This is a genomic window from Pantoea osteomyelitidis, assembly GCF_044342975.1.
GTDB lineage: Bacteria > Pseudomonadota > Gammaproteobacteria > Enterobacterales > Enterobacteriaceae > Pantoea > Pantoea osteomyelitidis.
Genome location: NZ_JBGFSN010000004.1, coordinates 676,031 through 699,913 on the forward strand (window position 1 = coordinate 676,031; position 23,883 = coordinate 699,913).

Here is a 23,883-nt window from a genome sequence, read left to right on the forward strand (position 1 = left end):
ATTATCATCATCGGTAAGGATAACCATGATCATTTATCTGCACGGTTTTGATTCTACCAGTCCGGGCAACCATGAAAAGGTGCTGCAACTACAGTTTATCGATCCTGACGTCAGGATGATCGGTTACAGCACCCGCCATCCCAGGCATGATATGCAATTTCTGCTGAAGGAGACGGACAAAATGCTGAAGCTCAGCAGCGATGAGCGCCCGTTGATTTGCGGCGTGGGGCTCGGCGGCTACTGGGCTGAGCGTATCGGTTTTCTCTGCGGCATACGTCAGGCGATCTTCAATCCTAACCTTTTTCCTTATGAGAACATGGCGGGAAAAATTGACCGCCCGGAAGAGTATGAAGATATTGCGACCAAGTGCGTCAGTCACTTTCGGGAAAAGAATCGTGACCATTGCTTAACGTTTTTGTCACGTCATGACGAGGTGCTTGACAGCCAGCGTAGCGCCAGCGAGTTGCAAAACTATTACCAAATCATCTGGGACGAAAACCAGACGCATAAATTCAAAAACATTGCTCCGCACCTTAATAAAATTAACAGCTTCAAAACAACGGGTTAGGTGATTTTTCACGCATTTCCCGGCTGATTGTTTTCGTACAATTCTGAGTTTGGTCAGGAGGAATTGATGCAGATCAATTTTGGTATGACCAACTCACCTCAGCATGTTATTCTGCCCCCAGATCGCGATTTAGCTTCGCCAACCTTATGTTAATTAAGGTTTTTATTTAACCTTTTATTAACGACTGGTTTACTTTTGAGGGGGTCTTGTTGACTACATCCATGAAAAAAATCGTTATTGTTGGAGGGGGCGCCGGCGGGTTAGAGCTGGCTACTCAGCTCGGCCATAAGCTGGGCCGCAAAAACAAAGCGGAAATTATTCTTGTTGACCGTAACCACAGCCATTTATGGAAGCCGCTACTGCATGAAGTGGCGACCGGATCGATGGACGAAGGGATTGATGCCCTGAGCTATCTGGCCCACGCGCGCAACCACGGTTTTCGCTTCCAGCTCGGCTCGCTGACCAGTATCGATCGCGAGAGAAAGTGCATTCAGCTTAGCGAAGTGCGTGATGCGCAGAATGACGTGCTGGTGCCGGAGCGCGAAGTGCCTTACGACACCTTAGTGATGGCGCTGGGCAGCACCTCGAATGATTTCGGCACCCCAGGCGTAAAGGATCACTGCATTTTCCTCGACAATCCGCACCAGGCGCGCCGTTTTCACAACGAAATGCTTAACCTGTTTCTGAAGTTCTCCGCCAGCGAAGGGCGTCTGCACAAGGTCAACATCGCCATTGTCGGCGGCGGCGCAACGGGCGTGGAGCTGTCGGCTGAACTGCACAACGCGGTAAAACAGTTGCACAGCTACGGCTATCAGGGTCTGGACAGCGATGCGCTGAACGTGACGCTGGTGGAAGCGGGTGAGCGCATCCTGCCCGCGCTGCCGTCACGCATCTCTGCGGCGGCGCATCATGAACTGACCAAGCTGGGCGTGCGGGTGCTGACGCAAACCATGGTGACCAGCGCCGACAAACATGGCCTGAATACCAAAAACGGTGAGTTTATCGAAGCCGATCTGATGGTCTGGGCGGCAGGCATCAAAGCGCCCGACTTTATGAAAGGGATCGGGGGGCTGGAAACCAACCGTATCAACCAGCTGGTGGTGAAAGATACCCTGCAAACCACGCTGGATGATGACATTTACGCCATCGGCGACTGCGCCTCCTGCGCGCTGCCTTCCGGCGGTTTTGTGCCGCCGCGCGCCCAGTCTGCGCATCAGATGGCCTCGCGCGTACTGGAAAATATTCTGGCCCAGATGAGCGGCAAAACGCTGAAGGCCTATGTCTATAAGGATCACGGCTCGCTGGTGTCGCTTTCACGCTTCAGTACCGTGGGTAGCCTGATGGGCAACCTGATGCGCGGCTCGATGATGGTGGAAGGGCGCATCGCCCGTTTTGTCTATATTTCTCTTTACCGTATGCATCAGATTGCGCTCCACGGATACTTCAAAACCGGCCTGATGATGGTGGTGGGTAGCCTGAACCGGGTAATACGTCCGCGTCTGAAGCTGCACTAATGAATCAGGGCGGGTTTTCCCGCCTTTCACTCTTTTAACCTGCCTTAAGGTCATGACACTCATGTGCTTTTCTTTAGCGTTTCGCTGAAAAGAGCCGGGATCGGAACTCTCCTAAAAGGCCCTCCCGCTTGCTGTTGCCGCTATTTCCTCCATTTTTCTGATGTCGTAAAAGCGGTCCATCTGTAAAACTTCATTTCACGAACACGGCGTGTCGCGCACGCCGGTCATGCCTCAGCTGCACAGGAATTTGCAGCGGCAGGAATGCGCGGTAACAACAATCAGGAGGATATTCCTGTGAATAAATCAATGTTAGCGGGTATCGGTATCGGCGTGGCAGCTGCTCTGGGTGTTGCCGCCGTCGCCAGCATGGATGTGTTTGATGGCGGTCCACAGTATGCTCAGGTGTTGGCTGCGACGCCGATCAAAGAGACGGTAAAATCACCGCGACAGGAGTGCCGCAATGTCACGCTGACGCATCGTCGCGCAGTACAGGATGAGAACCGCATTACCGGTTCAGTGCTGGGCGCGGTCGCTGGCGGCGTGCTCGGCCATCAGTTTGGCGGTGGACGCGGTCGTGACGTCGCGACCGTCGCGGGTGCGCTGGCAGGCGGCTATGCCGGTAATCAGGTGCAGGGCGGTTTACAGCAGCGCGACACCTACACCACCACTGAGCAGCGATGCAAAACGGTTTACGATAAACAGGAAAAGATGCTGGGTTATGACGTGACCTATAAAATAGGCAATCAGCAGGGCAAAATCCGTATGGAAAACGACCCTGGCGCCCGCATCCCGCTGGACCGTAATGGTCAGCTAATCCTGGCTTCTAATCAGGCTTGATTGGGCAAAGATTACGCCGCAAATGCGGCAACACAGCAAAGTAGCAAAGACAAGGCGCATCGATTGATGCGCCTTTTTTGTTGCGGGAAAAACCTCTCTGTCAGGCAGCGTTAGCCTGAAGCTGCTGCATAAATTCCCTTACCCAGCTCATGCGCAGTTTGCGTTCGGCCAGCTCGCGCGAGAATTTCAGACGCGTCGGGCCGTCCAGCTTCCACTGCTGCGGTTCTTTCTGCAACAGGCCGATCAGCCAGGCGGGATCGACCCGGTTCTTCTCGGCAAATTCGAAGAAGCCGCCTTTGTCGCTGGCCTCAATACGCCGCACGCCGAGCGCACGGGCAATCAGCCGCAGCGCGGCAACATCGAGCAGGTTGCGCGCGGGATCGGGCAACATGCCGAAGCGATCAATCATCTCCACCTTCAGCTCCTCCAGCTCCGCTTCGCTGTCGGCGCTGGCGATACGCTTGTAGAGCGAAAGGCGTGTGTTCACATCGGGAATAAAAGCTTCCGGCAGCAGGGCGGGCATGCGCAGCTCGATATCGGTCTGGTTGCTGGTGAGATCCTCCAGCGAGGGTTCGCGTCCCTCTTTCAGCGCGTCAACGGCGTTTTCCAACAGCTCCATATAGAGGGTAAAGCCGATGGTCTCCATCTGACCGCTCTGATCTTCGCCCAACAGTTCGCCAGCGCCGCGAATCTCCAGATCGTGGGTAGCGAGGGCGAAACCGGCGCCCAAATCTTCCAGCGAGGCGATCGCCTCCAGACGCTTCTGCGCGTCGGTGGTCATCGCTTTCGGCGGTGGCGTCAGCAGCCAGGCGTAGGCCTGATGATGGGAACGGCCCACGCGACCACGCAGCTGGTGCAGCTGCGCCAGGCCGAAGTGATCCGCACGCTCGATAATGATGGTATTGGCAGTGGGAATATCAATACCGGTTTCGATAATGGTGGTGCAGACCAGTACGTTAAAGCGTTGATGGTGAAAATCGTTCATCACCCGCTCCAGATCGCGCTCGCGCATCTGGCCGTGACCAATGGCGATACGCGCTTCCGGCACCAGCTCCGCCAGACGCTGAGAGGCCTTTTCGATATTCTCCACGTCGTTGTAGAGGTAGTAAACCTGGCCGCCGCGCAGGATCTCACGCAGGATCGCCTCGCGCACCACCAGCTTGTCATACTCACGCACAAAGGTTTTCACCGCCATACGACGCGCTGGCGGCGTGGCGATGATCGAGAGATCGCGCATACCGCTCATCGCCATGTTCAGCGTACGCGGAATTGGCGTTGCGGTAAGGGTCAGAATATCGACATCGGCGCGCATCGCCTTGATACGTTCTTTGTGACGCACGCCGAAACGGTGCTCTTCATCTACGATCAGCAGTCCCAGGTCGCGCCACTTCAGATCGCTCATCAACAGTTTGTGGGTGCCGATCAGAATATCGATTTTGCCTTCGCTCGCCTGCTCCAGAATCTGAGCCTGCTCTTTGGCGCTGCGGAAACGGGAGAGCATCTCAATGCGCACCGGCCAGTTGGCGAAGCGATCGCGGAAGTTGTCGAAATGCTGTTGCGCCAGCAGCGTGGTGGGCACCAGCACCGCCACCTGCTTGTTGTTTTCCACCGCAAGGAACGCGGCGCGCATCGCCACTTCGGTTTTCCCGAAGCCCACATCGCCACACACCAGACGATCCATCGCCAGCGGCTGACACATATCGCTCAGTACCGCGTTGATGGCGTGCTCCTGATCCGGCGTGGTTTCGAACGGAAAGCCTTCGCAGAACAGCTGATACTGATCGCGATTGTGCTTAAAGGCGTAGCCCGCTTTGGCGGCGCGCTGCGCATAGATATCCAGCAGTTCGGCGGCCACGTCACGCACTTTCTCCGCCGCTTTTTGCCGCGCGCGCGACCAGGCATCGCTGCCCAGCTTGTGCAGCGGCGCGTTTTCGTCGGCGCCGCCGGCGTAGCGGCTGATCAAGTGCAGCGAAGAGACCGGCACATAGAGTTTGGCGTCGCCCGCGTAGGCGAGCATCAGATATTCCGCCTGGATGCCGCCCGCCTCCAGCGTGGTGAGGCCAATATAGCGCCCCACGCCGTGCTCAAGGTGCACCACCGGCTGGCCAGGATGCAGCTCCGCCAAGTTGCGAATCAAAATGTCGGGGTTGATGGTGCGGCGCGTATCCTGTCGGCGGCGGCTGACGCGCTCGCCCAGCAGATCGCCTTCGCAGATCAGCGCGCGCTGTCGCGGCGCGTCGATAAATCCGCGCTCGCTGGATCCAAGCATTAAATAGTGACCGCTGCTTTCGGCATCATCGAGACGATGAATCGACTGCGGCCGCAGCTTGATGCGCGCCAGCAGCTCCTGCAAACTTTCGCGGCGGCCTTCGCTCTCCACCGAGAAGATCACCGGCCCGGTAAACTGCTCCAGGAACTGACGCAGGTTATCGAGCGGCGCTTTCGCCTGCGCCTGTACCGTGAGTTCCGGCAGTGGCTCATAGCCCAGATTGGTATTGGCCGCTTTTTCCGGCAGCAGCTCGTTGCTCATGCGCATACGCGGCCAGGCTTTCAGCTCGGCGAACAGACCATCAGGACGCAGCCAGAGCGTTTCCGGCTCCAGCAGCGGGCGCATCGGATCGACACGGCGATTCTCATAGCGCGCGTTAACATCCTGCCAGAAACGGTTGGCGCTGCCTTCCAGGTCGCCGCAGTTCAGGATCAGCGCGTTTTTCGGCAGATAGCTGAAGAGCGTCGGCAGCGGTTGTTCGAAAAACAGCGGCTGCCAGTATTCGATGCCCGCCGGTAAGGTGCCTTTGCTCACCTGCTGATAGATATGCTCCGCTTCGCGACGCACGTCGAAGGTTTCGCGCCAGCGGCTGCGGAACAGCTCAATCGCTGCTTTATCGCTGGGAAACTCATGGGCAGGCAGCAGGTTAATTGCCTCAACCGCCTCCAGCGTGCGCTGACTATCCACGTCGAACAGGCGCAGGCTGTCGATTTCGTCGTCGAAAAAGTCGATACGGTAGGGCTGGTCGCTGCCCATCGGAAAAAGATCGAGCAGCGCGCCGCGCGTGGCGTATTCCCCGTGCTCCATCACCTGATCCACATGACGGTAGCCCGCCTGCTCCAGCTGCTCACGCAGACGATCGCGCGACAGTTTCTGTCCCTGCTTCATCACCAGCGCATGACCATGCAGGAAGCTGTGCGGACAGACGCGCTGCATCAGGGTATTTACCGGCAGAATCAAAATGCCGCGTTCCAGCGTGGGCAGCTGATAAAGGGTAGAGAGACGCGCGGAGATAATATCCTGATGCGGAGAAAAGCTGTCGTAGGGAAGGGTTTCCCAGTCGGCGAGGTTAGCGATCGGATAATCGGTAAACTGGCGGATCTCATCCTGCAATCGCAGGGCGGTTTGCATATCTGGCGTCACCAGCAGCACCGGGCCAGGATGCCGTTCAATAATGTCGGCACACTCTACCGCATGCGCGGCGCCGATGAGCTGACCCAAATGGCGCAGGTCGCCAGCTTTGGTGGGCAGGGAATAGCGGATCTGTTCGGACATGGGAATTTGACGTTCTCTCCATTTTTTCCAGGGCGTAATGATTCCATATTACGCCCTGTGGATCACCTGCCGCAGCGGAATTTTCCGCCGCGCGGCCTGAACGTCAAAAATAGCCTATTTTGTCGATTGTCGGGTGTAATGCATGCGCGGACGGTCAACATTAGCCCAGCAAAGCTCGTTTTCCAGATGGTAGCTGTGGTTACCATCGTCCCACTTCACGTAATAGCCCGTCGGAACATCGCCCTGTTCAAAGACGTTAACGATTTCACCTTTAATCTCTCCCGATTTGTGTTTCACAATGCTGCCTTTGGGAAATTTGAACATGGTACGCACTCCAGCGCCTGCTGCGCGATAAAGAATCCCTTACGGATAAGGTGAGTGTAGTTTACCTCACAGGCTGGCGAATAAACGTACGATCTGCGTCATCATTTTGTCGCATTTTTATGCAGTCACGCCGCGCTGAAGGGTTTTGACGCAACTTTGCCGCACACTCAGAGGGTTAGAGGTTTCATAAAGCAGGCCGCTCCATTATCATCCTTCTACTTAATTTCAGGCCACTGTCCAGGACGGATTACATGTATCAACCTGTCGCGCTGTTTATCGGTTTGCGCTACATGCGCGGACGTGAATCAGACCGTTTCGGTCGCTTTGTCTCCTGGCTATCGACCATCGGGATCACGCTCGGCGTGCTGGCGCTGGTGACGGTGCTTTCCGTCATGAACGGCTTCGAACGCGAGCTGGAAGGCAATATTCTGGGGCTGATGCCGCAGGCGCTGATCGTTAGCGAGAAGGGCGCCATTGATCCCCAACAGCTGCCGGCGCAAAGCCTGCATCTGAACGGCGTCAGCCGCGTTGCGCCGCTGACCACCGCCGATGTGGTGCTGCAAAGCGCCCACAACGTCTCGGTCGGGGTGATGCTCGGCATCAATCCGGATGAAAAAGATCCCCTGACCCCTTATCTGGTTAACACCTCGCAGAGCGTGCTGCAGGCGGGCCAGTATAACGTCATCCTCGGCGAACAGCTGGCGACCCAGCTTGGTGTTAAACGCGGCGATCGCCTGCGCCTGATGGTGCCTTCCGTGAGTCAGTTTACCCCGATGGGCCGCGTGCCCAGCCAGCGTCTGTTTATCGTGGCCGGTACTTATGCCGCTAACAGCGAAGTCGACGGCTATCAGATTCTGGTCAATCAGCAGGATGCGTCGCGCGTGATGCGCTATCAGCCCGGTCAGATTACCGGCTGGCGTCTGTGGCTGGATAAGCCGCTGGAGGTGGCGAGCCTGAGCCAGCAGACCCTGCCGTCCGGCCTGGTCTGGAAAGACTGGCGCGAACGTAAAGGCGATCTCTTTCAGGCGGTGCGCATGGAGAAAAACATGATGGGGCTGCTGTTGAGCCTGATTGTCGCCGTGGCCGCCTTCAATATCATTACCTCGCTCGGCCTGCTGATTATGGAGAAGCAGGGCGAAGTGGCGATTCTGCAAACTCAGGGGCTGACGCGTCGGCAGATTGTGATGGTGTTTATGGTGCAGGGTGCCAGCGCCGGGATTATCGGCGCGCTGCTCGGCACGCTGCTCGGCGTGCTGCTAGCCAGCCAGCTGAATCACCTGATGCCGGTGCTGGGCCTTTTCCTCGATGGCGCGGCGCTGCCGGTCGCCATCAATCCGTGGCAGGTGGCCACCATTGCCGTCACAGCAATGGTGGTGGCGCTGCTTTCAACCCTTTATCCTTCCTGGCGCGCCGCCGCCGTACAACCCGCTGAGGCTTTACGTTATGAGTAACACCCCCTTGTTACAGTGTCACAACCTGTGCAAACGCTATCAGGAAGGCAGCGTGCAGACGGATGTGCTGCATAACGTCACCTTTTCTGTGCAGCCGGGCGAAATGATGGCGATCGTTGGCAGCTCCGGCTCGGGCAAAAGTACCCTGTTGCACCTGCTGGGCGGGTTGGATGCGCCCACCTCCGGCGACGTGATTTTCAACGGCCAGTCGCTGAACGCCATGTCCTCCTCGGCGAAAGCGGAGCTGCGCAACCGCGAGCTGGGCTTTATTTATCAGTTCCACCATCTGCTGCCCGACTTCAGCGCGCTGGAAAACGTGGCGATGCCGCTGCTGATCGGCAAGCTGAATAAGAGTGAAGCGCAGTCGCGCGCGCTGGAGATGCTGGCGGCGGTAGGGCTGGAGAAGCGAGCGGCGCACCGGCCTTCAGAGCTGTCCGGCGGGGAGCGTCAGCGTGTCGCCATCGCCCGCGCGCTGGTGAACCGACCGCGTCTGGTGATGGCCGATGAGCCGACCGGCAACCTCGATGCGCGCAACGCCGACGCCATTTTCGATCTGCTCGGCGAGCTGAACGTCACTCAGGGCACCGCGTTTCTGGTGGTTACGCACGATCTGCACCTGGCGAAACGGCTGAGTCATCAGATGGAGATGCGCGACGGCCAGCTTAATCCTGAAGTGACTATGGCAGGAGCGCGTTAATGGCTTCATCGTTATCCTTGCTGTTAGGACTGCGCTTCAGTCGCGGCCGCCGTCGCGGCGGCATGGTCTCGCTGATTTCAGTGATTTCTACGGTGGGCATCGCCCTTGGCGTGGCGGTGCTGATTGTCGGCCTGAGCGCCATGAACGGCTTTGAACGGGAACTCAACAGCCGCATTCTGGCGGTAGTGCCGCACGGCGAAATCGAGCCGGTTAATCAGCCGTTCCGCAACTGGCGGCAGCTTATCGCGCCGGTTGAGCAGGTGAAAGGCATTGCCGCCGCCGCGCCCTACGTGAATTTCACCGGGCTGATTGAGAGCGGGGCGAAGCTGCAGGCGATTCAGGTAAAAGGCGTGGATCCCGCGCAGGAGCCGCGGCTCAGCGCGCTGCCGCAATTCGTCCGGGACAATGCCTGGTCACAGTTTGCCGCTGGTAAACAGCAAATTATTTTAGGCGGCGGCGTCGCCAGCTCGCTGAAGGTTAAAACCGGCGACTGGCTGACCATCATGATCCCCAACAATGACGGGGAGAATAAGCTGCTGCAGCCGAAGCGAATCCGCCTGCAGGTGAGCGGTATTTTGCAGCTTAGTGGTATGCTCGATCACAGCCTGGCGCTGGTGCCGCTGGCGGATGCGCAAAATTATCTCGATATGGGTGACAGCGTCACCGGTATCGCGGTGAAAATGCAGGACCCGTTTCAGGCAGTGAAGCTGGTACGTGACGCCGGTGAGGCAACGCACTCTTATGTCTATATCCGCAGCTGGATCGGCACTTACGGTTATATGTACCGCGATATTCAGATGATCCGCGCCATTATGTATCTGGCGATGGTGCTGGTGATCGGCGTGGCCTGTTTTAACATCGTTTCCACGCTGGTGATGGCGGTCAAAGACAAGAGTAGCGACATTGCGGTGCTGCGCACGCTGGGAGCGAAAGATGGCCTGATCCGCGCCATTTTTATCTGGTACGGATTGCTGGCGGGCCTGCTGGGCAGCGTCAGCGGCGTGGTGGTGGGTGTACTGGCCGCGTTGAACCTGACGGCGTTGGTGAGCGGCATTGAGAAACTCAGCGGACATCAGCTGCTGGCGGGGGATATCTATTTTATCGATTTTCTGCCGTCGGAGCTGCACTGGCTGGATGTGGTCTCGGTGCTGGCGACCGCCATCGTGCTGAGCCTGGTGGCGAGCTGGTATCCGGCACGTCGCGCCAGCCGCATCGATCCGGCGCGGGTGCTCAGCGGACAGTAAATAACAGACAATTGTCATCTCCGGCGGTTATTATCGGGCAGGCAACAGCAGCGAAATTAAGGAGCTTTTATGCGCACACCGCGTCGCCGTTTACGACTCGCCCGTGATAAAAAAAATCGGCGTAAAGTGCATCAGCGCTTTCGCCAGCGTATTTTCGAGCGAGACCGTATGGTAGAGCTGGCGGCGCATCCGCTGCCGCATGTGGTGGTGTTGACCGGGGCAGGCATCTCCGCCGAGTCCGGCATTCGCACCTTTCGCGCCGCTGACGGGCTGTGGGAAGAGCATCGGGTTGAGGATGTGGCGACGCCGGAGGGCTTTCGCCGCGATCCGACGCTGGTGCAGGCATTTTATAATACCCGTCGCCGTCAGCTACAGCAGCCAGAGATTCAGCCGAACGCGGCGCATCGCGCGCTGGCGGAGCTGGAGTCCATGCTGGGCGATCGCTTTCTGCTGGTAACGCAAAACATCGACGATCTGCACGAGCGCGCCGGCAGCACGCGGGTGCTGCATATGCATGGCGAACTGCTGAAGGCACGCTGCGCCACCAGCGGGCAGGTGATCGACTGGAAAGGGGATCTTACGCTGGAAGAGCGCTGCACCTGCTGTCAGTTTCCCTCGGCGCTGCGTCCGCATGTAGTCTGGTTTGGTGAAATGCCCATCGGTATGGATCGCATCTATACGGCGCTGGAAAAGGCTAATCTTTTTATCGCTATCGGTACTTCCGGGCATGTTTATCCCGCAGCCGGATTTGTCCATGAGGCGAAGCTGCAAGGCGCGCATACCGTGGAGCTTAACCTGGAGCCGAGCCAGGTCGGCAATGAGTTTGCCGAGAGTCATTACGGGCTGGCCAGTGAAGTGGTGCCTGAATACGTTCACAGCTGGTTGCAGAAGCTGCATAAATAATCGGCTTTGAAAGAAAAGAAAAAAGCAATGAATTCCACCCTGTGGCTGTTGCTAAGGTGCCTGCGCGGGTAACACCGGCAGATCGTAAAGACGCAAAAGACGTCATCCCTGACCGCTCGGCCCGCGCCATCCCTGGCGCGGGACGCTTTACTCTTCTGCCGGTGTTACCCGCGCTTCAGGCTTCTGTGCGCGGTTTACCGTGCTTTAGCTTTTGTGCGGTCTGCTGTGCCTGTCCCACTCTTTGCGCTACTCAGCCTGGCCTCAGTGTCCCGCTTTCAGCTTCTGAAACAGCGTCTCATACTGCACGCTGGCATCGCCGACATCGTTCTGCCATTCGCCGTTTTTGATCACTTCCGCTGAGGGATAAAGTGAAGGATCGTTGGCGACCGCTTCCGGCAGCAGCTTTTTCGCCGCCAGGTTCGGCGTAGGATAGCCGATGGTTTCCGCCACTTTCGCCGCCACATCCGGGCGCAGCAGGAAGTTAATAAGCTTCAGCGCCCCCGCTTTGTTCTTCGCATTGGCCGGAATCGCCAGATTATCCATCCAGAAGATGCCGCCTTCTTTCGGCCAGACCACCTGCAGCGGCGTACCCGCCTGGCGCGCCACGTAAGCGGAGCCGTTCCAGATCATCCCCAGATTCACTTCGCCTTCCATAAAGGGATTGCCGGGATTGTCGGAGTTGAACGCCAGCACGTTCGGCATCAGCTTTCTGAGCTCTTCGTAAGCGGCGTTGATCTCTTTCGGGTCGCGCGTGTTGCCGGAATAACCCAGTTTACGCAGCGCCACCTGGAACACTTCGCGCGCGTCGTCGGTGAGCAGCAGGCTCTGCTTATACTCCGGCTTCCAGAAATCCGCCCAGCTGGTAACGCTTTTCGCATCGATGGCGTCGGTGTTCACGCCAATCGCCGTCGCACCCCAGATATAGGGGATCGAATAGTCATTTTTGGGATCAAACGGCTTATCCAGCAGGTTGGGATCGAGATTTTTGAAATTGCTGAGCTGTGATTTATCGATCTTCTGCAACATGCCTTCGTTGCGCATTTTGGCGATGAAATAGGTTGAAGGCACCACCAGATCGTAAGCGCCATCTTTCCAGGTTTTCAGCTTGGCATACATGCTCTCGTTGGACTCATAGGTGGAGTAGATCACCTTGATGCCGGTCTCTTTGGTGAACTGCTCCAGCAGTCCCGGCGGCACATATTCGGTCCAGTTGTAGAAGTAGAGCGTTTTGCCGTCGTCAGCCTGCGCGCCCTGCATGCTCAACGTCAGCGCCCCAGCCGCCAGCCAGTGAGACCATTTTTTCATCGGTAATCCTCTATTGGGTTTTATCACGAAGCAATAACTGGCTGCCTACCACCAGCAGCAGCGACAGCACCATTAAAATCGTCGCGAGCGCATTCACTTCCGGTGACACGCCCACTTTGACCATGGAGTAGATCTTCAGCGGCAGGATCTCAAAGGTCGGTCCGGTAACAAACGAGGAGACCACCACATCGTCCATCGACAGGGTAAAGCTCAGCAGCCAGCCCGCCGCGACCGCTGGCATCGCCAGTGGCAGGATAACCTTGCGCAGAATGGTGGTTTCGCTGGCGCCGAGATCTTTCGCCGCCTCCAGCATGCGCACATCAAACCCCTTCAGCCGCGAATAAACGGTGATGACCACAAACGGCAGACAAAAGGTGATATGGGAGAAAAGCAGCGACCAGAAGCCCAGCGAGATACCCAGCAGCATAAACAGCACCAGTAGCGAAATCGCCATCACGATGTCGGGCGACATCATCACCACAAACAGCATGCCGCTGACGAAAGGCTTTCCGCGAAAGCGATAACGGTAGAGCGCCACCGCCGTAAGCGAGCCGATCAGCGTGGCGCAGCTGGCGGAGAGTACGCCCATAATCAGTGAATGCTGCGCCGCCTGGATCAGGCTGTCGTTATTCACCAGCAGCGCGTACCACTGCGTGCTGAAGCCCTGCCAGTTAATGCCAAAACGCGATGCGTTAAACGAGTTAACGATCAGGATGATGACAGGAATATAAAACCAGGCGTAAATCACGGCCATAAAGCCGCCGCGTAACCAGCGCGCCATCATTCCAGCTCCACCTTTTTATTCAGCAGGCGCGCGACGCGCCAGTAAAACAGCAGCATCAGCCCCATCAGCAGCGTCATGACGATGCTGGTCGCGGCGCCAAACGGCCAGTCACGAATATTCAGGAACTGGCTTTTAATGATGTTGCCTATCAGCAGGTTTTTTGCGCCGCCCATCAGATCGGCGACGTAGAACAGGCCCATCGCCGGAATCAACACCAGCAGCGAACCGGCGACGATGCCGGGCATGGTGAGCGGCAGAATAATGCGGAAAAAGGTCTGCGTCTTGCTGGCACCCAGATCGCGCGCTGCTTCGAGGAGCGGTTTATCCAGCTTTTCCAGGCTGGAGTAGAGCGGCATCACCATAAACGGTAGCAGGATATAGATCAGACCGAGGATCACCGCTTCCGGGGTATACATAATACGGAACGGCTTCTCGATCACCCCGAGCCAGAGCAGAAACTCATTCAGCCAGCCGCGCGTACTGAGAAAGATCTTCAGTCCGTAGATGCGGATCAGAGAGTTGGTCCAGAACGGCACGATAAGCAGGAACAGCATCAGCGGGCGCAGGCGCGCCGGCAGCTTTGTCAGGCACCAGGCGAAGGGGTAGCCCAGCAGAAGACAGCAAAGCGTGGCGATAATCGCCATATTCAGCGAGTGAAGCAGCACCTCGGCGTAGAGCGGGTCCAGCAGCCGCGTGTAGTTGCTGAAAGTGAACACCATACTGACGAAGCGGGCATCGTCGCGCATCAAAAAACTGGTGACGAAAATCATCAGGTTCGGCAGGAATACAAACAGCGTCAGCCAGCCCACAATCAGCGCGGTAACGATTTTCTGGAAACGATTACGCATCAGCTTCATAAGGCAGCACAACCTCCCAGCTTTCTACCCAGTTCACCGCCATTTTCTGGTTCAGCGAATGGTCAAAATCGGGATCGTCTTCGTTAAAGAATTCGCTGACGGTGACCAGCTTACCGTTTTCCAACTCCAGGGTGGATTCCAGCGTCATGCCTTTGTAGTTGCGCTCACGAACGTAGCCAATCAGTGCTTCGAGATTGCTGTCATCGTGGATCTCCTCGACGCGCAGATCTTCCGGGCGCAGCAGCACATGCAGCTTATCGCCGGGCGTGACCGGGAAAGGGCAAAAAATGTCGCATTCGCGCCCTTCAACCCTGGCGCGCACCCGCTGGCCGTCCAGCAACGCCATCACCTCGGCGTCAAACACGTTAATCTCGCCGATAAAGCGCGCCACGAACAGGTTGGCAGGCTCTTCGTAGATCTCGCGCGGAGTGCCATCCTGCTCAATCTTGCCGTCGCGCAGCACCACGATGCGATCCGACATGGTAAGCGCCTCTTCCTGATCGTGCGTGACGAACACAAAGGTGATGCCCAGCTTGCGCTGTAGCGCCTTCAGCTCGTTCTGCATTTGCTTGCGCAGCTTATAGTCGAGGGCGGAGAGCGATTCATCCAGCAGCAGCACCTCAGGGCGATTCACCACCGCACGCGCAATGGCGACGCGCTGCTGCTGGCCGCCGGAGAGCTGATGGGGACGGCGATCGGCGAAGGGAGCGAGCTGCACCATCGCCAGCGCCTCGTTAACGCGCGTGGTGATTTCCGCTGTCGGCGTTTTCTGCATGCGCAGGCCAAAAGCGACGTTGTCAAACACTGACATATGCGGAAACAAGGCGTAGCTCTGGAACACGGTATTCACATGGCGGTGTTCGGCGGGGGTAGCGCTGATATCCACGCCGTCCAGCACTATCTGCCCGCTGTCCGCCTCTTCCAGCCCGGCGATAAGACGCAAAATGGTGGTTTTTCCGCAGCCGGAGGGGCCGAGCAGGGTAATAAACTCGCCGTGACCGATTGTCAGATTGAAATCGGTGATGATTGACTTGCCGTCGAAAGCTTTACTGATGCCAGAAAGCGTAACCAGCGCCTGCTGCGCGCGTGTTTGCGTCATTTTAGTCACTCAGTGTGAGACCAGAATCAGGTTACAGCATAGCCGCAAAGCGCGACCCGCTATGATGAAGGGCGGGATGATACCTGAAAAACCGGGCAATGCCATGTTTTGCCTCAGTTTCACTATGAAAAGGGTGCAATTTTGCGCACTCGCGTCAAACATCTCACTCTTTTTATCAATGCTGCTTCCTGAACAGGGGCAGAGAAGGCTAACCTGAGTGAATATGACCTGACGCAATTTCGCGGCACAGGCGACGAGCGACAATATTCGACGAGTCTTTTGAGGGATGAACTATGGATCAGCTACTTGAGCGTTTTTTGAGTTATGTGGCGGTAGAAACGCAATCTAAACCCCAGGCGCGTCAGGTGCCAAGCAGCGAAGGGCAATGGACGCTGGCGCGTCAGCTGCAGGAGGAGTTGCTGGCGCTGGGCTTCGTCGATGTCAACCTGAGCGACCACTGCTGCGTGACGGGCACGCTGCCAGCCAACGTCGACTGGCCGACGCCGGTGATCGGCTTTATCTCCCATATGGATACCTCGCCCGATTTCACCGCGAAACAGGTGAAGCCGCAGATTGTGGAAAATTATCGCGGCGGCGATATTGCGCTGGGCAGCGGTGACGAAGTGTTGTCGCCGGTCATGTTCCCGGTGCTGCATCAGCTGATCGGGCACACTTTGATCACCACCGACGGCACGACTCTCCTCGGTGCCGATGATAAAGCGGGCGTGGCGGAGATCATGACGGCGATGGCGCGGCTGGCGAAAAGCGACGTCCCGCACGGTGCCATTCGTGTCGCCTTTACCCCGGATGAAGAGATTGGTCGCGGCGCCAGCCATTTTGACGTGGAAGGGTTTGCCGCCGACTGGGCTTATACCATTGATGGCAGCGGGCTGGGCGAGTTTGAATTCGAGAACTTCAATGCCGCCTCCGCCACGGTAAAAGTCACCGGCAACAACGTGCATCCTGGCTCGGCCAAAGGGGTGATGGTGAATGCGCTGGAGCTGGCGATGCGTTTCCATGCCGAAGTGCCGGCGCAGGAGAAGCCGCAGCTGACCTCGGGCTACGAAGGTTTTTACCATCTGCATCAGATGAAAGGCACGGTCGAGCAGGCTGAGCTGCAATATATTATCCGTGATTTTGACCGTGATAGCTTCGCCGCCCGCAAACAGCTGCTGCAGGATATCGCCAAACGGCTGAATCGGGGGCAGCAGGCGGAGTGCGGCATCGAACTTACCATCACTGACAGCTATTTTAACATGCGGGAGAAAGTCGAGCCGCATCCGCAGATTATCGAGCTGGCGTTACAGGCGATTCGTGATTGTGGCATCGAGCCGGAAGTGAAGCCGATTCGCGGCGGAACCGACGGCGCGGCGCTCTCTTATCTCGGGCTGCCCTGTCCGAATATCTTTACCGGCGGCTACAACTACCACGGCAAACATGAGTTTGCTTCGCTGAATATCATGGAGAAAGCGGTGCAGGTGATTGTGCGTATCGCCGAGCTGGCGGGGCAGAAAAAAAACACTACAGAATAAAAGATTAACGCTTGCCCCTGGCCGCAGCGTCCAGGGGCAAGCCGAACGCATTACTCTTCGCTGAAGTACCAGTAGCCGCTGTTGACCAGCGCGGCCAGCTGCGCCAATAGCGACGGGTCGTCGAGCGCCTCGCCCAGATCCTCCAGACCAAGCACCTGACGGTGCGCCAGCGCGGCCAGCACTTCAGGGTAAGCACACTCAACGCGTTCGCCGTTGACATACACCGCATCGTCCAGCGTCAGCACGCGCAGACCGCCCAGACGCGTCAGCTTGTCGCCCTGCTGCAACGCATCGTAGATCTCATCGGGCTGATAGGGCGGCTCCGGTGGCGCGATATCCAGTTCATGGCGCGACTGGGAGATAAACTCGCCGAACCAGCGATTGAAATGCTCTGGCTGATTAAGCACGTCCAGCATGGTCTGACGCAGGCCGTCCAGCTCCTGCGGCAGAATCTGTGAAGGGCAGTCACGGGTCGGCACCTGCGGATCGCTGTAGCGCAACCCACCCAGCTCATGGGCCAGAACATAGTCGGCAAAACCGCTGATCAGCTCGCGACCGCTCGGCGCGCGGAAGCCCACCGAGTAGTTCAGCGCGTTTTCCAGCGAGTAGCCTTCATGAGGGAAACCTGGCGGAATATAGAGGATATCGCCCGGCTCCATCTCTTCATCGATAATGGCGTCAAACGGCTCTACCTGCAGCAGATCGGGATGGGGGCAGTGCTGCTTCATCGGCACTTTTTCACCCACACGCCAGCGACGGCGGCCGGTGCCCTGAATAATAAACACGTCATACTGATCGAGATGGGGACCCACGCCGCCGCCCGGCACGGCGAAAGAGATCATCAAATCGTCAATACGCCAGTCGGGCAAAAAGCGGAACGGACGCATCAGCGCGGCTGACGGCTCATGCCAGTGGTTAACCGCCTGCACCAGCAGCGACCAGTTATTCTCGCCCAGGTGATCGTAACTCTCAAACGGGCCGTGGCTCACCTGCCATTTGCCCTCTTCGTGGCTGACGAGGCGGCTATCCACCTCGTTTTCCATCGCCAGCCCGGCCAGCTCATCGGGAGAGATAGGATCAATAAAGTTTTTAAAACCACGTTTTAACACCACCGGGCGTTTTTGCCAGTAGCGTTGAATAAAGTCGGGCCAGTTAAGATCGAGCTGATAGTCCATAAAAGCGTTCCGGTAAGGGCAGTAAATGCCTGCAAGTATAACAGCCCGCGCGGCTTTCTACTCGCGGCGATGTTCCACTTCCTGGCGCTGGAAGATCACTTCCATGCGTGCGCCGCCCAGTGAACTGGTGGTCGCGACGATCTCGCCCGCATACTGCTCAAGGATATCGCGCGCGACGGCCAGTCCCAGCCCCTGGCCGGGCCGCAAGGTATCGGCGCGCTGACCACGTACAAAAATCAGATCGCGCTTACTCTCAGGAATGCCAGGACCGTCATCCTCAATAAACAGATGCAGCGCTTTGTCGGTCTGTCGGGCGCTGACCTCAACAAATTCCAGGCAATATTTGCAGGCGTTATCCAGCACATTCCCCAGCACCTCCATAAAGTCGTTCTGATCGCCAACAAACAGCAGTTCAGGCGAGATATCCAGCGTAATGGAGATGCCTTTGCGCTGGTAAACCTTGTTCAGCGCCGAGCAGAGACTGTCGAGCAGGGCCGAGACGGAGTGAAAATCGCGCTGCAGCGGGTTGTGATCCGCCTGCATGCTGGCGCGATGCAGGTAATAGCCGATCTGCTGGGAAATACGGCTGATCTGCTCCAGCATTACCGGTTCCGCCTGTTCAATGGTCAGCGCTTTGCCACCTCGCAGCGAGCGTAGTGTGCTTTGCAACACTGCCAGCGGCGTTTTCAGGCTGTGCGTGAGATCGGAAAGCGTGGTGCGATAGCGCGTATAGCGCTGTCGCTCGTTGAGCAACAGCAGATTAAGATTGCGCACCAGGCTGCGCAGCTCCTGCGGCGGATTGTCGTCGAGGTTCTCACGCTGGCTGGTTTCCAGTTCGCGCACTTGCGCAGTGAGATGACCAATGGGCTGCAGACTCCAGTGCGCCGCCAGCCAGAGCAGGGGAATAATCAATATCAAATTGACCGCCAGCACATAGCTGAACCACGACCAGACCACGTCGGAGTGCTGCAGCTCCTGCGGAATGGAGTCAATCACCACGATAGTCAGCGCTGGCAGATTGGTGGTGGCATCGTAACGATTCACCGCCACCGAATGGGTAAAAGTGTCGTCATTGTCGGTGTCCCAGGCGTGCAGCGCGCGCTGCGCGGCCTGGTCGTTGCCCATCGCCGCCAGACTGGTGCGGTTGCTGGTGTCGATCTCATAGAAATCAGGCTTCAGCAGCCATTCGCGGCGGATTTTTTTACGAATCGCCGGTACGTCGCGCTGTTGCCATAATAGTTTACCGTGCTCGTCGTAGATAAATACCAGCGTAGGGAAATTGAGCGTCATGCGCTCCGGCTGCGCGATGGTCAGCTGATTGTTCTGCCACTGCGCCAGGGTGAAAAACAGATTGCTCTCGCCGCGCATCACGCGATAGGTGTTTTTATCGAAGCTTACGACATAACCGATGACGGCAACCATGCCGTAAGAGAGCGAAAGGATGAGCACAATGGCGGCGGTCGCCATCAGAAAACGGGCGCGCAGCGAGAAAGGTTTAGAGCGTTTAAACCATGACATTATTTAAAGATCGAACCGGTAACCCTGGCCGCGCACTGTGGTGATCACCTCTTGTGCATGCAGGGCCTGGATTTTTTTACGCAGACGCCCCATCAGCACATCGATTGTGTGACTCTCACGCAGTTCAGCATCGGGATAAAGTTGCAGCATCAGCGACTCTTTGCTCACCACTTTACCGGCGTTGCGGATAAGCGTTTCCACAATGGTGTATTCGAAGGCGGTCAGCTTGACCGGCTGGTCATGAATAATCACTTCACGGCGTGAGAGATCCACCTGAAACGGCGGCAGGGAAATCAGCTGTGAAGCATGACCGCTGTTACGGCGCATCAGCGCCTGCAGACGCGCTGCCACCTCTTCTATGTGAAAAGGCTTGGTGACGTAATCGTCGGCTCCGGCTTCCAGCGCTTCCACTTTTGCCTGCCAGCCTTCGCGCGCAGTCAGGACCAGGATAGGCTGGCGCACACTGTCGCTGCGCCAGCGACGGATCAGCGACATGCCGTCTTCATCGGGCAGGCCGAGGTCGACCAGCGCGATATCCGGCGCATGTTCCTGCAGAAAATAACTCGCTTCTTTAGCGTCTTCAGCGGCGTCAACCTGATGGCCCATGTCACGGAGTTGCACCGCAAGGTGATGACGCAGCAGAGCATTGTCTTCCACTACCAGAACACGCATAGGTTTACCTTTAAATCAAAACGGGGGACATAAGATGGGGCGAAGTATAAACAATCTGAGCTAAACAGCAGGTTAACGCAGGCCGACATGTTATCGGCCTGCGGACAGGCTTATTTCAGGTCGTCAACCATCTGAATGGCGCGACCGATATAGTTGGCTGGCGTCATCTGCTTCAGGCGCACTTTCTCCTCTTCCGGCAGATCCAGCCCCTCGATAAAGGCCTGCATACCGGCCGCATCCACGCGCTTGCCGCGGGTCAGCTCTTTGAGTTTCTCATACGGCTTTTCGATGCCGTAGCGGCGCATCACCGTCTGAATCGGCTCAGCCAGCACTTCCCAGTTGTGATCCAGCTCGTCCAGCAGACGGTCGCGGTTCACTTCCAGTTTGGAGATGCCTTTCAGCGTCGCCTGATAGGCGATCAGCGCATAACCCACGCCGACGCCGAGGTTGCGCAGCACGGTGGAGTCAGTGAGATCGCGCTGCCAGCGTGAAACCGGCAGTTTGCTCGCCAGATGCTGCATCACCGCGTTCGCCAGACCGAGGTTGCCTTCGGAGTTTTCGAAGTCGATCGGGTTAACCTTGTGCGGCATGGTGGAGGAGCCGATTTCACCGGCGATGGTTTTCTGTTTAAAGTGATTCAGCGCGATGTAACCCCAGATATCGCGATCGAAATCGATCAGGATAGTATTGAAGCGCGCCATGCAGTCAAACAGCTCGGCAATGTAGTCGTGCGGCTCAATCTGCGTGGTGTAGGGGTTCCAGGTGATGCCCAGCGAGGTAACGAAGCTTTCGCTCAGCTGGTGCCAGTCCACTTCCGGGTAAGCGACCATGTGCGCATTGTAGTTGCCTACCGCGCCGTTGATTTTACCCATGATCTCAATGCGTGACAGCTGGCGCAGCTGGCGCTCCAGGCGGTAGGCCACGTTTGCCATCTCTTTGCCCATGGTGGAGGGCGTGGCAGGCTGGCCGTGGGTGCGCGAGAGCAGAGGGATATCGCGGTATTCGTTCGCCAGGCGTTTGGTTTCGTCAACGATCTGCCGCCAGTAAGGCAGAACCACTTCGCGACGTGCGGTTTCCAGCATCAGCGCGTGGGAAAGGTTATTGATATCTTCGGAGGTGCAGGCAAAGTGGATAAATTCGGAGACGGCGTGCAGCGCCGGGACCGATTCGACTTTCTCTTTCAGAAAGTATTCCACCGCTTTCACGTCGTGGTTGGTGGTGCGCTCGATGGTTTTGATGCGCGCCGCGTCATTTTCGCTGAAATTTGCCACAATCGCGTCGAGGAAAGCGTTTGCGTCGGCGTCAAAAGCAGGAACTTCCTTGATCTCTGCAGTCGCGGCCAGTTTCTGTAACCAGCGAACTTCAACCTCTACGCGAAACTTCAGCAAACCATATTCGCTGAAAATCGCACGCAGCGGGCTGACTTTGTCACCGTAACGACCATCGACAGGTGAGACGGCGGTCAGAGAGGATAATTCCATCAGTGCAACTCCTGAATCATTTAATAAAGCTGTCTTACCGGCTCAGTAAACCGGTGACAGACGGGATAAAATCGTTTTCGCCTCGCGCACCAGGCGCTGGCGAGAGAACATCAACTGCAGGCGTCCACCGCCCACCTGCTGCCATAACACCGCCGAGCGGATTCCGGCCAGCAGCGTGGCGCGCACCTTGCTCTGCACCTGCGCATTTTGCAGCACGGCAGGAGAGCCGGTGACCTGAATGCGCGGGCCGAGAGGGCTAATCACATCCACATAGATCCCCGCCATGGCGCCGGTAATGGTTTGCGATTCCAGTTCGTAATGCGCCAGCTGACGATCCAGCTGACCGATGCGCTGCGCCAGTGTTCCCAGCGCCGCTTTGTTGCTGCTGAGCTTGCGCTCCAGCACCATCAGGCTGAGGGTATAGCGTGTCAGCTCTGCGCCTGCCCCCTGACGGCTGCTGCTGTTCAGCACCGCCATCAGCGTTTCCAGACCGAGGCGCAAGTTCGCCTCGTCGTTGCCGTAAACCGCCAGCGTCGATCCCGGATTGAGGTCAAGCAGGCTGCGCAGCGAAACCTGCAGAGCGTCAGCGTGACACTGTCCCTGATGCGCCAGCTGCTGCACCAGATGCGCCGCCTGGCAAATCCCGGCCAGCGCCAGCGTAATGTCATAATAATTTTTAGCCACGGTTACTCCTGTATACGCGTCGGCAGCGCCGACCTTATGCGGCTACCCACGGCAGGCGCTGTTCAATAATGCCGCCGCCGAGGCACACTTCGCCAAGATAGAACACGGCGGACTGACCGGGAGTGACAGCGGCGACCGGCTCAAGGAAGCGTACTTCAATACGATCCGCATCCAGCGGGATGATTTCACAGTCGATATCGCCCTGACGATAGCGAGTTTTCACCGTGCAGCGCAGCGGGGCGGTCAGCGGCTCGCGATCGACCCAGTGCAGCTGCTGAGCAATCAGGCCTTGCGACATCAGGCGCGGATGGTCGGCGCCCTGCGCCACGATCAGGCGATTGCGCGCCACATCTTTATCCACCACATACCAGGGATCGTCATTGCTCTCTTTCAGGCCGCCAATCCCCAGCCCTTTGCGCTGGCCCAGGGTGTGATACATCAAACCCTGATGTTCGCCAACAATTTTGCCGTCAACGGTTTCGATCTCGCCAGGCTGGGCGGGCAGATAGCGACCCAGGAAATCACGGAATTTGCGTTCGCCGATAAAGCAGATGCCGGTGGAATCTTTTTTCTTCGCGGTGATCAGATCCAGCTGTTCGGCAATGCGGCGCACTTCCGGTTTTTCCAGTTCGCCCACCGGGAACAGGCTCTGGGCAATCTGCTGATGGCTCAGGGTGTAAAGGAAGTAGCTCTGGTCTTTATTGCCGTCCAGTCCGCGCAGCAGGCGGCTTTTGCCTTCCACATCCTGACGACGGACGTAATGGCCGGTGGCGATGAAATCCGCGCCGAGATCTTCTGCCGCGAACTCAAGGAACGCTTTAAATTTGATCTCTTTGTTGCAGAGAATGTCGGGATTGGGCGTGCGTCCGGCTTTATATTCTTCAAGAAAGTGCTCAAAGACGTTGTCCCAATACTCGGCGGCAAAATTGACCTTATGCAGCTTGATGCCGAGCTTGTCACACACTGCCTGTGCATCCGCCAGATCGTCCGCGGCGGTACAATACTCCTCGCCGTCGTCTTCCTCCCAGTTCTTCATGAACAGGCCTTCTACCTGATAGCCCTGCTGCTGCAGTAACCAGGCGGAAACGGAAGAATCGACGCCGCCGGACATACCGACGATCACTTTTTTCTGGCTGTTGTCAGACATGACGCACTCACAATAGGTATAAAAAACTGGCGGCGCATTCTATCACGCGTCGGCGCAGTGCGCACCCTCATGAAACGGCCACTGGAACGCGCCGATCAGATGCAGCGGGTAACGCGCGCCGCTTTGCCATAGTCGTACGCTTTCCGCTACCAGCGGCGATCGCAGGTTAGCCGCCTGGATAATCGCTTCCGGCGTCAGCCACCAGCAGCGATCGATATCGCTGTCCTGCGGCGCGGTGGGTTGTTTTGTCGCCAGGTCAAGCGAGAAAAGAAAGCGCACAAACGGCGTGTTATCGGGTGCGATCCACTGCTGCACGCCTAAAAAATGCTGAACCGGCGCATCAATGCCGGTCTCTTCGCGCAACTCACGTTGCGCCGCCTGCTGCAGCGTTTCATCCGCTTCCAGATGTCCGGCAGGCTGATTCAGGGTAGGGCGGCCATTTATACGCTCTTCAACTACCAGCAGATGACCTTCAGCTTGTACCAGACAGGCCACGGTGACATGAGGTTTAAACATCGATCCTCCCGGATTGTTAACCTGTTGTTAT

The 23,883-nt window shown here is 57.3% G+C and carries 21 protein-coding genes; 8 read left to right on the forward strand and 13 right to left on the reverse strand.

The window, feature by feature from the left end; all coding sequences use genetic code 11:
* Window positions 1-25: 25 nt before the first annotated feature.
* The 3 genes from ycfP (at window position 26) to ABU178_RS08195 (ending at window position 2,919) form a co-directional block, all read left to right on the forward strand.
* Window positions 26-568, forward strand: coding sequence for an alpha/beta hydrolase YcfP (ycfP, locus tag ABU178_RS08185; protein WP_397213687.1), 543 nt, complete (start codon window positions 26-28; stop codon window positions 566-568).
* Window positions 569-789: 221 nt separating this feature from the next.
* Entirely contained in the window at window positions 790-2,082 is a 1,293-nt protein-coding gene (locus ABU178_RS08190; protein ID WP_397213689.1) for an NAD(P)/FAD-dependent oxidoreductase, read from the forward strand.
* 294 nt (window positions 2,083-2,376) lie between these two features.
* Window positions 2,377-2,919 carry a glycine zipper 2TM domain-containing protein gene (locus ABU178_RS08195; RefSeq protein WP_397213691.1) on the forward strand — a complete coding sequence of 181 codons (543 nt, stop codon included), beginning with the start codon at window positions 2,377-2,379 and terminating at the stop codon, window positions 2,917-2,919.
* Window positions 2,920-3,019: 100 nt separating this feature from the next.
* Here ABU178_RS08195 and mfd read toward each other — a convergent pair whose 3' ends face one another.
* Window positions 3,020-6,463, reverse strand: a complete 3,444-nt coding sequence (mfd, locus tag ABU178_RS08200; protein WP_397213693.1) for a transcription-repair coupling factor — start codon at window positions 6,461-6,463, stop codon at window positions 3,020-3,022.
* A 114-nt stretch (window positions 6,464-6,577) separates the two neighbouring features.
* Complete coding sequence (locus tag ABU178_RS08205) at window positions 6,578-6,787, reverse strand: hypothetical protein (RefSeq protein ID WP_397213695.1); 210 nt, start codon at window positions 6,785-6,787, stop codon at window positions 6,578-6,580.
* Window positions 6,788-7,038: 251 nt separating this feature from the next.
* On the opposite strand from ABU178_RS08205, the gene lolC reads away from it, so the two are divergent.
* The 4 genes from lolC (at window position 7,039) to cobB (ending at window position 11,082) form a co-directional block, all read left to right on the forward strand.
* Window positions 7,039-8,238, forward strand: a complete 1,200-nt coding sequence (gene lolC / locus ABU178_RS08210) for a lipoprotein-releasing ABC transporter permease subunit LolC (protein WP_397213697.1) — start codon at window positions 7,039-7,041, stop codon at window positions 8,236-8,238.
* On the forward strand, window positions 8,231-8,935 hold the full coding sequence (lolD, locus tag ABU178_RS08215) for a lipoprotein-releasing ABC transporter ATP-binding protein LolD (RefSeq protein WP_397213699.1): 705 nt from the start codon (window positions 8,231-8,233) through the stop codon (window positions 8,933-8,935). The genes lolC and lolD overlap by 8 nt, the downstream gene beginning before the upstream one ends.
* Entirely contained in the window at window positions 8,935-10,179 is a 1,245-nt protein-coding gene (gene lolE / locus ABU178_RS08220; RefSeq protein WP_397213701.1) for a lipoprotein-releasing ABC transporter permease subunit LolE, read from the forward strand. The genes lolD and lolE overlap by 1 nt, the downstream gene beginning before the upstream one ends.
* A gap of 69 nt (window positions 10,180-10,248) precedes the next feature.
* The gene (cobB, locus tag ABU178_RS08225) at window positions 10,249-11,082 is read left to right on the forward strand and encodes a Sir2 family NAD+-dependent deacetylase (protein ID WP_397213703.1); all 834 of its coding nucleotides are present in this window, start codon (window positions 10,249-10,251) and stop codon (window positions 11,080-11,082) included.
* Window positions 11,083-11,343: 261 nt separating this feature from the next.
* Here the strand turns inward: cobB and potD are convergent, their stop codons facing one another.
* From potD to potA, 4 genes are read right to left on the reverse strand one after another with little or no spacing between them, the layout of a single operon-like run.
* Window positions 11,344-12,387 (reverse strand): spermidine/putrescine ABC transporter substrate-binding protein PotD, encoded by a 1,044-nt coding sequence (gene potD / locus ABU178_RS08230; protein ID WP_397213705.1) that lies wholly within the window; start codon window positions 12,385-12,387, stop codon window positions 11,344-11,346.
* A gap of 10 nt (window positions 12,388-12,397) precedes the next feature.
* Window positions 12,398-13,171: a spermidine/putrescine ABC transporter permease PotC gene (gene potC, locus ABU178_RS08235; RefSeq protein WP_397213707.1), complete on the reverse strand. Its 774-nt coding sequence runs from the start codon at window positions 13,169-13,171 to the stop codon at window positions 12,398-12,400.
* Entirely contained in the window at window positions 13,168-14,028 is an 861-nt protein-coding gene (gene potB / locus ABU178_RS08240) for a spermidine/putrescine ABC transporter permease PotB (protein ID WP_397213708.1), read from the reverse strand. The genes potC and potB overlap by 4 nt, the downstream gene beginning before the upstream one ends.
* Window positions 14,012-15,127, reverse strand: coding sequence for a spermidine/putrescine ABC transporter ATP-binding protein PotA (gene potA, locus ABU178_RS08245; RefSeq protein WP_397213710.1), 1,116 nt, complete (start codon window positions 15,125-15,127; stop codon window positions 14,012-14,014). The genes potB and potA overlap by 17 nt, the downstream gene beginning before the upstream one ends.
* Before the next feature lie 293 nt (window positions 15,128-15,420).
* On the opposite strand from potA, the gene pepT reads away from it, so the two are divergent.
* On the forward strand, window positions 15,421-16,659 hold the full coding sequence (gene pepT, locus ABU178_RS08250; RefSeq protein WP_397213711.1) for a peptidase T: 1,239 nt from the start codon (window positions 15,421-15,423) through the stop codon (window positions 16,657-16,659).
* Window positions 16,660-16,709: 50 nt separating this feature from the next.
* On the opposite strand, the gene ABU178_RS08255 is transcribed toward pepT, so the two are convergent.
* From ABU178_RS08255 to ABU178_RS08285, 7 genes are all read right to left on the reverse strand, one after another.
* On the reverse strand, window positions 16,710-17,834 hold the full coding sequence (locus ABU178_RS08255) for a ribosomal protein uL16 3-hydroxylase (protein ID WP_397213713.1): 1,125 nt from the start codon (window positions 17,832-17,834) through the stop codon (window positions 16,710-16,712).
* 57 nt (window positions 17,835-17,891) lie between these two features.
* Window positions 17,892-19,352 (reverse strand): two-component system sensor histidine kinase PhoQ, encoded by a 1,461-nt coding sequence (gene phoQ, locus ABU178_RS08260; RefSeq protein ID WP_397213714.1) that lies wholly within the window; start codon window positions 19,350-19,352, stop codon window positions 17,892-17,894.
* Window positions 19,353-19,355: 3 nt separating this feature from the next.
* Window positions 19,356-20,024: a two-component system response regulator PhoP gene (phoP, locus tag ABU178_RS08265; protein ID WP_397213716.1), complete on the reverse strand. Its 669-nt coding sequence runs from the start codon at window positions 20,022-20,024 to the stop codon at window positions 19,356-19,358.
* Window positions 20,025-20,134: 110 nt separating this feature from the next.
* Window positions 20,135-21,505, reverse strand: coding sequence for an adenylosuccinate lyase (purB, locus tag ABU178_RS08270; protein ID WP_397213718.1), 1,371 nt, complete (start codon window positions 21,503-21,505; stop codon window positions 20,135-20,137).
* 42 nt (window positions 21,506-21,547) lie between these two features.
* Window positions 21,548-22,189 (reverse strand): high frequency lysogenization protein HflD, encoded by a 642-nt coding sequence (hflD, locus tag ABU178_RS08275; RefSeq protein ID WP_397213720.1) that lies wholly within the window; start codon window positions 22,187-22,189, stop codon window positions 21,548-21,550.
* Between the two features lie 34 nt (window positions 22,190-22,223).
* Window positions 22,224-23,336: a tRNA 2-thiouridine(34) synthase MnmA gene (mnmA, locus tag ABU178_RS08280; protein ID WP_397213722.1), complete on the reverse strand. Its 1,113-nt coding sequence runs from the start codon at window positions 23,334-23,336 to the stop codon at window positions 22,224-22,226.
* A 42-nt stretch (window positions 23,337-23,378) separates the two neighbouring features.
* Window positions 23,379-23,852 carry an NUDIX domain-containing protein gene (locus ABU178_RS08285; RefSeq protein ID WP_397213724.1) on the reverse strand — a complete coding sequence of 158 codons (474 nt, stop codon included), beginning with the start codon at window positions 23,850-23,852 and terminating at the stop codon, window positions 23,379-23,381.
* Window positions 23,853-23,883: the final 31 nt, after the last annotated feature.